The sequence below is a fragment of the Micromonospora sp. B11E3 genome (assembly GCF_039871625.1).
Lineage (GTDB): Bacteria > Actinomycetota > Actinomycetes > Mycobacteriales > Micromonosporaceae > Micromonospora.
Genome location: NZ_JBDPMC010000228.1, coordinates 1 through 935, shown reverse-complemented (window position 1 = coordinate 935; position 935 = coordinate 1). Strand labels below are relative to the sequence as shown.

The 935-nt window shown below is 66.0% G+C and carries 1 protein-coding gene; it reads right to left on the bottom strand.

Going from position 1 to position 935, the window contains the following annotated elements; all coding sequences use genetic code 11:
* Positions 1–37: 37 nt before the first annotated feature.
* Positions 38–859 carry a transposase family protein gene (locus tag ABGB16_RS33810; RefSeq protein WP_347672112.1) on the bottom strand — a complete coding sequence of 274 codons (822 nt, stop codon included), beginning with the start codon at positions 857–859 and terminating at the stop codon, positions 38–40.
* Positions 860–935 lie beyond the last annotated feature (76 nt).

Here is a 935-nt window from a genome sequence, read left to right as displayed (position 1 = left end):
TGAGCCTTTCCGCGTAACGGGTCGTGGCGTTGGGTGATCAGGTTGTGCGGTTGTGCTCGATGTGCAGGAGTACGAGGGCCGCCGCGGTGATCCTGCCGATGTTCCACGGGCACAGGCTGACGTTGCGCAGCGCTTTGAAGGTGGTCTTGAGCAGGGAGTTCCCGCGTTCGCCGATGGCGCGGACGCCGTTGTGGGCCTTGTTGAACTGCTGCTGCACGTCGGTGCAGGTGCCGTTGCGCGGCTTCTTGAACGCGGTCGTGATCGTGTCGGCTTCGCCTTCGTAGCCGAGGTCGCCGAGTACCCGCCGCTGGTCGTTGGTCCAGGTGGTCAGCAGGGGCAGGATGCCGTGTTCGCGTAGGGCGGTCGTGTCGTGTTCCCGGCCGGGACGCACTGGTGAGGTCCACAGCGGCCACCCGTCCGGGGCGGTGATGACTTGCACGTTGCCGCCGTGGTTGTCGTGTTTGCCGGACCACCACAGGTCCACTCCCGGCGTCGGTCCCGGTGTGCGGCACCGGTCGGTCTCGATCAGGGTCCCGTCGATGTTCACGTGGGCGTAGCCGGCCATCTTCGCCGCCAACAGCGCCGATTCCAGGCCCGGCGCGTGCGCGGCGAGGACCCGGATGCCCTCGTGCAGGTAGGCGTAGCCGGTCGACGAGCTGACCTGGTTGTCGATGGCCAACTGCTTGACCCGAGTGCCGTCGAGGAACCAGCGGATCACCAGGATCGCCTGCTTGAAGCAGCTCAGCGACCGCGTCCCGGAACGGGTCCCGAGCCGCTGCCGTTGCCCATGCAGGAGCCCGGACAGGAACAACACGGTCTCCTCGCGCACGGACAGCTCGGCGGTGTATGTGACACTCATGGCGACGCAGGACCCCTACTGAAGTTGATCTGTGAGAGGACCACTTCATACCGGGGTTCTGCGTCTTTCCCTTGCA